The following is a 9,199-nucleotide window of genomic DNA, read 5'->3' on the forward strand; positions in this document are numbered from 1 at the left end:
AGAAAAAAGAAAAAAGAAGCGACAGATTGTACAAAGATGCACGGGACAAAAAATCAAAACCATGTGAGCAAAAATAAAAATAGAAGAACGAAAATACCAAATAATACAAAGAAATGACGATAATTTACCATGAAAGACAGACGAAAAAGAAACGAGAAAAAATGGAAAGAAAGTCGAGCAATATATTATATGTTGGTGTTGCACAAAAAAGCTGTAAAAAACTTATGAGGATTGCATGAAAAACTCGTGTTTGGTCAAAATCAACAAATAAATACTTGCAATTGTAACATTTGGGTGCTATTCTTAATACATCAAAAGTCGAGAGCGTCATCCCAAACGCAAAAGACAGAAAAGAAGAGGAGAGAAACTATGAAACTGAAGAAAATGATGGCAGTCCTCCTGGCTGGCGCAACTTGCGCAGGCATGATGGCAGGCTGCGGATCGTCTGGCGGCGAGTCCAAGGCTTCTGGCGGTTCCGGTGAAAATGGTACCATGACATTGATTATGTCTACTCGTGATGAGTTCCTGTCCACCCTGGAATCTGCGGCTATGTCCGCAGCAGAAGAAGCTGGTGTCACCCTGACTTCTCAGGACGCACAGAACGACTCTGCCAAGCAGATTCAGTACATCGAGACCGCAGTAAACGGCGGCGACGAAGCTGTTATCGTGAACCCGGTAGACTCCGATGCAGCACAGTCCCTCGTAGATGCAGCTGGCGACACACCGCTGGTATTCGTAAACCGTCCGCCGTCTGATATGGAAGTTCTCGCAGCAAAGAACGTTGGTTTCTGTGGTTCCAACGAGGATACTTCTGGTTACTTCCAGGGCGAGTATCTGGCTGACTACTTCAAGAAGCAGGGCAAGACCGAAATCAAGTACATTCTGCTTCAGGGCGAGCTGGGTCAGGTTTCCCAGATCAAGCGCTGCGCAGGCGTTCTGAAGGCACTGGAAGACGAAGGCATCAAGGCAACTTCTGTTGTCGATCTGGCTGGTAAGTATGACCGCGCAGAGGCTATGAACAAGATCAGCCCGGTTCTGACTTCCGGACAGGAATTTGACTGCATCATTTCCAATAACGACGCAATGGCTCTCGGCGCAATCGAGGCTTGTGAAGCAGCTGGCGTTGATCCGACATCCTTCCCGATTGTTGGTATCGACTGCACCAAGGACGGCGCAGCAGCTGTTCAGGCTGGCAAGCTGGCAATGACCGTTTACCAGAATCCGCTGGGACAGGGCAAGGGCTGCATCGAAGCTGCTCTGAACCTCGTCAACGGCAAGGCTGCTAACGACGGCACTTCGTTCACCAAGGACGACACAGGCAAGGATTACAGCGATTCCATCGTTTGGATCCCGTTTGAGCCGGTAACCAAGGACAACGTAGCAGATTATCTCTAATTTGCAGGAAAAACGGTTATTTTTGAGAGAGAAGGATAACCGCAAAGTATCGAGTTGAGACGTTGGGGGCGTCGGACATGGTCTGACGCCCTCATTTAAGAAGTGAGAAGGTAGGAAAGGCAGGGTGAACACAAACGTGAGTGAGTATATCCTCGAAATGCACGACATTGTCAAGGAATTTCCGGGCGTAAGAGCTCTGAAAGGCGTACAGCTGAACGTTCGCCCAGGTACCGTACATACCCTGATGGGTGAGAACGGTGCAGGCAAATCGACACTGATGAAGTGTTTGATCGGCATTCAGCCGTGCACCTCTGGCAAGATTATCTTCGATGGCAAGGAAGTAGAATTTAAGAGCCCGCTGCAAGCGATGAATGCGGGCATTACCATGATCCATCAGGAACTTTCTCCGGTACCGGATCGTACCGTGTGCGAGAACCTGTGGCTCGGCCGCTTCCCGATGAAGAACAAGCTGATGTGTGACCACAAGCGGGCACGCAAGGAAGCGAAAGAACTGTTTGAAAAGTGGAATCTGGCGCTGAATCCGGACGATATGATGAGAGATCTGACGGTTGCTCAGCAGCAGATGGTAGAAATTGCAAAGGCAGTATCCTATGATACCAAGGTCGTAATCATGGACGAGCCGACCTCCGCTCTGACTGAGACGGAAGTAGAGCATCTGTTCGATATTATCGCGGACCTGAAGTCCAAGAACGTTGCAATTATCTACATTTCTCATAAGATGGAAGAAATCTTCCGCATCAGTGATGACATCAGCGTATTCCGTGACGGTGAGTACATCGGCACAGACCGCGCAGAAAACCTCAACGTAGACAAGGTTGTAGAGATGATGGTAGGCCGTCAGGTTGGCAACATGTTCCCGAAGGTTGACTGCGAAATCGGTGATGTTATTCTGGAGGTTAAGGATCTGGCATCCGGCAAGTCGTTTGAGCACGTAAGTTTCCAGGTACACCGCGGCGAAATCTTCGGATTTGCGGGTCTGGTAGGTGCAGGACGTACCGAGGTCGTAGAGACCATCTTCGGTATGCGTAAAAAGACCGCTGGTCAGATTTTCCTCAATGGCAAGGAAGTTAACATTAAGAGCCCGGAGGATGCAATTGCAAACTCGATTGGTCTTCTGACCGAAGATCGCCGCGGCAATGGTATCTTTGGACTGCTTGATATTACAGAAAATACTGTTATGGCATCCCTGAAAAATTATGGTTTCCCCCAGAATCATAAGAAGATGGAAGAGGATGCAATCAAATGGAATCAGGCAATGCGCACCAAGACGCCGTCGATGCGTCAGCGCATTATGAACCTGTCCGGTGGCAACCAGCAGAAGGTGCTTTTGGCACGTTGGCTGCTGCTGAATCCGGACATCCTGATTGTCGACGAGCCAACTCGTGGTATCGATGTCGGCGCAAAATCTGAAATCCATTCGATTATTACACAGCTGGCAGGCGAAGGTAAGGCAATCATCATGATTTCCTCCGAGCTTCCGGAAGTATCCGGCATGGCTGACCGTATTCTGGTTATGTATGAGGGTCACATGATGGGCATCATCGACCGTAACCGTGACGGCGGCGATCCGTTTGATTCACAGGAACTGCTGACCTATGCACACGGCGAAAAGAACGACTTCGCCACTGCCAAGTAAAAGAAAGGGGAGACTCTCATAATGGAAGCAACAAAAAAGGGCTTTGATTTCAAAAAATTCATGTCAGACAACGCCATGTGGTTTGTTCTGATTATTCTGGCAATTGCTCTGACCGCGGTTCGTCCGAAGTTTATGACGGTCGGCAACCTGACCACGCTGATTTCTTCTGAGTCCGTGAAGGGCATCATTACCTGCGGCGTTTGCTGGTGCATCCTGTCCGCTGGTATCGATCTGGGTCCTGGTGCTGTAGCTGCTCTGTCCGCTGTAGTATCCGCATCCCTCGCACAGCAGGCTGATCTGCCGACTCGTCTGATTAGCGTACATCTGCCGGCAGTTGTTTGTATCATCGTTGCTATGATTATCGGCGCAATCGTTGGTATTATCTGTGGCTGGCTGGTTGCTTGCACACATATCCATCCGTTTATCGCGACGTTGGGTTCACAGCTTATCTGTCGAGCTTTGGCTAAGATGTACTCCAATAAGCCGGTATCCAATCTGGATCAGAGCTTCCGTAACTTCGCCGTTTATAAGGTCGCCGGAGTTCCAATGGTTGTATTTATCTTCTTAATTGTATTTATCATTTCGTGGTTTATGATGACCCAGTGCCGCTTCGGTAAGAACATCTTCGCTATCGGCGGCAACCGTCAGGCAGCTCGCGTAGCTGGTATCAATGTAGAGAAGAACCTGATTCTCACTTATATGTGGTGCGGTCTTCTGTCTGGTCTGGCTGGCGCAATGCTGGCAGCACGTACCGGTTCTGCTGACCCGTCTACCAACGGCTTGCAGTACGAGTTCGATGCTATCGCAGCAGCTACCATCGGTGGTACTTCTCAGACAGGCGGTATCTGCCGTATGTCCGGTGTACTGTCCGGTATCCTGATTCTCGGTATCATCAATAACGGCCTCGTTCTTCTGGGTGTTAACGATAACCTGACACAGGTAATCAAGGGCTTGATTATCGTTGTATCGGTAGTTGTTGATATGAGAAAGAACGCAGTTCGCCCGTAATTTTTGATTCAACACAACATAGACTCTCATTCTCTTGTACACAGGGAGGCTGCAGATTCGTCTGCAGCCTCTTTGGTATTTGTGTATAGAAAAAGCGCGTGTATCCGAAGATACACGCGCTTGTCTGTTTTTTTATGAGAAAGATTAACCGGCAACAGCAGCCTTCAGTGCGTCAACACGGTCGGTCTTCTCCCAAGTAACGCCCAGATCGGTGCGTCCCATATGGCCGTAAGCAGCGAGCTGACGGTAAATCGGACGGCGCAGATCCAGATCGCGGATGATAGCGGTCGGACGCAGATCGAATACCTGCTCAACAGCATCTTCCAGCTTGGAATCAGCAACGGTACCGGTGCCGAAGGTCTCTACACGGATGGATACAGGCTGTGCTACGCCGATAGCGTATGCAAGCTGTACCTGGCACTTGTCAGCCAGACCGGCAGCAACGATGTTCTTTGCGACATAGCGAGCAGCGTAAGCGGCAGAACGGTCAACCTTGGTCGGATCCTTGCCGGAGAATGCGCCGCCGCCGTGCGGTGCGGAGCCGCCGTATGTATCAACGATGATCTTACGGCCGGTCAGACCGGAGTCACCCTGCGGACCGCCGATAACAAAACGGCCGGTCGGATTGACGAAAATACGAGTATTTTCGTCGAACAGGTCAGCCGGCAGAGTCGGCTTGATAACCAGCTCAATCATATCCTTGCGGATCTGCTCCAGGGTAACTTCCGGATTGTGCTGGGTGGACAGAACAACGGTGTCGATGTGAATCGGCTTGTTGTTTTCGTCATACTCAACGGTAACCTGTGTCTTGCCGTCCGGACGCAGATAGTCAACAGTGCCAGCCTTGCGAACGTCGGTCAGCTTCTTTGCCATCTTCTGTGCCAGGGAAATCGGCAGCGGCATCAGCTCCGGTGTCTCGGTGCAAGCATAGCCGAACATCATGCCCTGATCGCCTGCGCCGTTGGTCAGGTCGAGAGCGGCGTCTTCCTTGGTTTCCAGTGCCTTGTCAACGCCCATAGCGATGTCAGCAGACTGCTTGTCAATGCTGGTGACAACAGCACAGGTGTCGCAGTCAAAACCAAACTTTGCGCGGTCGTAGCCGATCTCACGAACGGTTTCACGAGCGATGGTGCCGTAATCGACAACAGCGTTGGTGGTAATCTCGCCCATGATGGAGATGATGCCGGTGGTTACGGTCGTCTCACAAGCGACACGAGCGGTCGGATCCTTTGCGATGATTGCGTCCAGAATTGCATCAGAGATCTGGTCGCAGATTTTGTCCGGATGTCCTTCGGTAACGGACTCGGAAGTAAATAAGTTCTTTCCCATTGGGATACCTTCTTTCTATGAGATGTGTTTTGAATTAACGAATAAAAAAGCGCTTCTGCCGATTACACAGAGCGCCGAAATGATTCCCTCATCTTTCGATCTGGTAATACCGCCGGATTTGGCACCTTGCTATAGTAGGTTGCCGGGCTTCATAGGGCCGTTCCCTCCACCTCTCTTGATAAGGATATTTACTTGATGCAACTATCCTAATACTTTTTTGTCGGTCTGTCAAGGATAAAATTATATAAATTTCAAAGTTTCGCAAGAAAATACAGGAAATTTGGTTGAAAGAATGCGCGCGGCATGGTATGATTTTTAATAGCAAGAGTTATTTTGTGTTACGTTGTTCGGGACGCAAGACAGGAGTGAAGTCGAATGGATATTTCAACAATTTATAAGCAGCCAGAGGACGTTGTAGCGGTTTCTTCCTCTTCCGGTTCGATTACCTATGGAGAGCTGTATCGCAGATCGGAAAATCTGGCAAAGCATATTGTCGCATCTGGCACAAAGCGTGTTATTGTATATGGTCATAAGGAATACAGCATGATATTGGCCTATGTAGCCTGTCTTCGCGCGGGTGTGCCGTATATTCCGGTCAGCCCGCAGCAGCCGGTCGGCCGCCGCAAAGCGATTGCTTCGCAGGCAAATGCCGGTTTGATTTTGTGTGCTGTTGGCCGCGGCTTTGCCGGTGCAGGTTCGGCGCTCTCCTTAAATATTATGGCAGCATCGGATCAGCCGCCGGAGGAAGAGGTACAGCTGCCGGATACGTATTCGGATGACCAGCTTGCCTATATTACGTTTACATCCGGCAGCACGGGCAATCCAAAGGGCGTGCAGGCGACACGCGGCAATTTGAACAACTATATTGATTGGATGGACAAGACGATTCCGCTCAAGCCGGAAGAAGAAGGAACCGTTTTGAATCTGGCAATGTTCTCTATTGATTTGTCGCTGACAGATATTTATTATGCGCTGACGCACGGCAGAACGCTGGTAACGACCAACTCAGAGGTTCAGCAGCATCTGACCATGCTGTATCCGCATCTCGTCAAGTCCAACGCTGCGATGATGGTGCTTCCGCCGACGCTCGTTCATTTTATGATGCAGAGCGACAGCTTTGGCAGAAAGATGATGCCGAATCTGCGCGTGGTATATTTGTCTGGTGAGTCGCTGCATCCGGGCACGGTGCGCCACCTGCTCAAGTGCTTTGACGGGGATTTGACGGTTATCAACGGCTATGGTCCGACAGAGGCGACGTGCAATGTCTGCGCAGCACAGATCACCGATGATATGTGCGACGACAGACTGCCGGTTGGCATTGTCAAGGATGCCTGCACAACCATTCGTGTGATGAAGGGCAATGAGGATGTTCCGGTCGGCGAAGAGGGAGAAATCGTCCTGATTGGCAAGAGTGTCACCGGTGGATATACCAATGATGACGAGGGTGGATTCTGCACGATTGACGGACAGCCTGCCTTCCGCACCGGTGATATTGGTTTTGTCACAGAAGAAGGAAAGCTGTATTGGAGCTATCGCAAGAACGGCATGATTAAGGTGCGCGGCGTGCGCATTGAGCCGGGCGATGTCGAAAATCATATGGTGCGCATTCACGGCGTCACCGGCTGCGGCGTTGTCGAACGGTATGGTCACTTGGTTGCCTATGTCACTGTCAGCCATGAGATGACACCGGGACAGATCCGTGCGGCTGCGCGTCCGCATTTGCCGACGCACATGATTCCAGGCATTGTCCGCATTGTAGATTCTCTTCCGATGACGGAAAACGGCAAGCTGGATCGCGATCAGCTGGAGTAATGCAAATCAAAAGCGTCGGCGATGAAAATCGTCGGCGTTTTTGATTGTGCAAATAGTTCTCAATGCCGAGAGTGCGGTGTTATAATTTTGTAAAAGAATCAGAAAATATAGGGAACTGCTGGCAGAAATGTTGACTATTTTTTTGAAAATGAGTAATATGGTACTAATAGTTTTTAATTCATGTGAGTCACATAGCTCTGCTGTGCTGACAGAGCGAGAAGAAAAAAGGTTATTTATTGTATGAATGTGTATTTAGGTATTGACATCGGTTCAACAACCGTAAAACTCGTGGCGGCCGGCGTAAATGATGCGACTGGACGCCTTGAAATTTTGTATCGGAAATATGAGCGTCACTTTTCTAAGGTGCGCGAAAAAGCCTGCGAAATGCTGCGTGACGCGAAGCAGGTGATTGGTGAGGCAAATATCTGTGTGGCAATTACCGGCTCGGCTGGTCTCGGTGTGGCAAAGGCAAGTGGTGTGGACTTCGTACAGGAAGTTTTTGCGACGAGAAAGTGCGTCGGAACCTTTGTGCCGAAGGCAGATGTTGTCATTGAGCTGGGCGGCGAAGATGCGAAGATTGTGTTCCTGACCGGACAGCTGGAGGAACGAATGAATGGCTCCTGTGCCGGTGGTACGGGTGCTTTTATTGACCAGATGGCTGTCCTGCTCGATGTACAGCCGAATGAGCTGGACGCTCTGTCTTTGAAAGCAGAGCGCATTTACACGATTGCATCGCGCTGCGGCGTGTTTGCGAAGAGTGATATTCAGCCGCTGCTCAATGAGGGCGCACGCAAGGAAGATGTGGCAGCGTCTATTTTCCAGGCAGTTGTCAATCAGACGGTTGCCGGTCTGGCACAGGGTCGTGAGATCGAAGGCGATGTTGTTTTCCTCGGCGGCCCGCTGTTCTTCTTTAAGGGCTTACAGAAGCGCTTTCAGGAGACCTTGAAGCTGTCTGATGAGCACGCTCATTTTCCGGAGCTGGCACCGTATGCGATTGCTGCCGGTGCGGCGGTTTATGCAAAGGATACTTCGGAGAAGACGTATACCTATGAGGAACTGCTGGACACGTTGGAAAAGACGGCAAACATCCGCGTCAAGACGGCAACACTGGATCCGCTGTTCCACGGAGAGGAAGAATATACCGAGTTCCGCCGCCGACATAATTCGCATGATATTATGCGGGAAAATGTCACGATGTACAGCGGCAAGGCGTATCTGGGCATCGACTGCGGCTCAACAACGACAAAGCTTGTCTTGATTGGCGAAGACCATCAGATTCTGTTTAATTATTACAGCCCGAATAAGGGCAATCCGGTCGATGTCGTCAGAGAACAGCTCATCAAGCTGTATGAATTGTGCGGAGACCGCATTCGCATTGCAGGCTCTGCCGTCACAGGCTACGGTGAAGCCCTGATTCTCAATGCGTTCGGTGTCGATCATGGTCTCGTCGAGACGATGGCGCACTTTAAAGCAGCGCGTCATTTCGAGCCGGATGTTGACTTTATCATTGATATTGGCGGTCAGGACATCAAGTGCTTTAAGATTGCCAACAACTGTATCGATAATATTTCTCTGAATGAGGCATGTTCCTCTGGCTGCGGTTCGTTTATCGAGACATTTGCCCGTTCTATGGGATACAGCATAGAGGAATTCTGCCGCTTGGGTCTGTTTGCAGAGCATCCGATTGATCTCGGCTCTCGCTGCACCGTATTTATGAACTCGTCGGTCAAGCAGGCACAGAAAGACGGCGCAGGCATTGATGCAATTTCCGCTGGTCTGTCCGTCAGTGTTGTCAAAAATGCACTGTATAAGGTTATCCGCGCACATTCGCCGGATGACTTGGGCAAACATATTGTCGTACAGGGCGGTACCTTCCTTAACGATGCAATTCTGCGTTCGTTTGAGATGGAAATCGGCAGAAATGTTACCCGTCCGGTGATTTCAGGCTTGATGGGTGCCTATGGCGCGGCACTGCACGCGATGGCAAATGAAAAGGAA

Annotated in this window: 6 protein-coding genes and 1 riboswitch; of the genes, 5 read left to right on the plus strand and 1 reads right to left on the minus strand. The window is 50.2% G+C overall.

Features of this window, described 5'->3' with window-relative positions:
* Nucleotides 1-369 precede the first annotated feature (369 nt).
* From ACR0P9_RS03745 to ACR0P9_RS03755, 3 genes are all read left to right on the plus strand, one after another.
* The gene (locus tag ACR0P9_RS03745; RefSeq protein ID WP_432617496.1) at nt 370-1,395 is read left to right on the plus strand and encodes a substrate-binding domain-containing protein; all 1,026 of its coding nucleotides are present in this window, start codon (nt 370-372) and stop codon (nt 1,393-1,395) included.
* A gap of 136 nt (nt 1,396-1,531) precedes the next feature.
* On the plus strand, nt 1,532-3,052 hold the full coding sequence (locus tag ACR0P9_RS03750; protein WP_432617497.1) for a sugar ABC transporter ATP-binding protein: 1,521 nt from the start codon (nt 1,532-1,534) through the stop codon (nt 3,050-3,052).
* Nucleotides 3,053-3,073: 21 nt separating this feature from the next.
* Nucleotides 3,074-4,060 carry an ABC transporter permease subunit gene (locus ACR0P9_RS03755; RefSeq protein WP_432617498.1) on the plus strand — a complete coding sequence of 329 codons (987 nt, stop codon included), beginning with the start codon at nt 3,074-3,076 and terminating at the stop codon, nt 4,058-4,060.
* Between the two features lie 144 nt (nt 4,061-4,204).
* On the opposite strand, the gene metK is transcribed toward ACR0P9_RS03755, so the two are convergent.
* Nucleotides 4,205-5,389, minus strand: a complete 1,185-nt coding sequence (metK, locus tag ACR0P9_RS03760; protein ID WP_432617499.1) for a methionine adenosyltransferase — start codon at nt 5,387-5,389, stop codon at nt 4,205-4,207.
* A gap of 85 nt (nt 5,390-5,474) precedes the next feature.
* A riboswitch (SAM riboswitch) is annotated at nt 5,475-5,574 on the minus strand.
* A 190-nt stretch (nt 5,575-5,764) separates the two neighbouring features.
* Between metK and ACR0P9_RS03765 the strand changes: the two genes are divergently transcribed.
* Both ACR0P9_RS03765 and ACR0P9_RS03770 read left to right on the plus strand, forming a co-directional pair.
* Nucleotides 5,765-7,201 (plus strand): AMP-binding protein, encoded by a 1,437-nt coding sequence (locus ACR0P9_RS03765; RefSeq protein WP_432617500.1) that lies wholly within the window; start codon nt 5,765-5,767, stop codon nt 7,199-7,201.
* A gap of 240 nt (nt 7,202-7,441) precedes the next feature.
* On the plus strand, nt 7,442-9,199 hold a 1,758-nt coding region (locus tag ACR0P9_RS03770), incomplete at its 3' end, for a BadF/BadG/BcrA/BcrD ATPase family protein (protein WP_432617501.1).

This window comes from Butyricicoccus sp., from assembly GCF_050872565.1.
In the GTDB taxonomy this organism is placed as follows: Bacteria; Bacillota; Clostridia; order Oscillospirales; family Butyricicoccaceae; genus Butyricicoccus_A.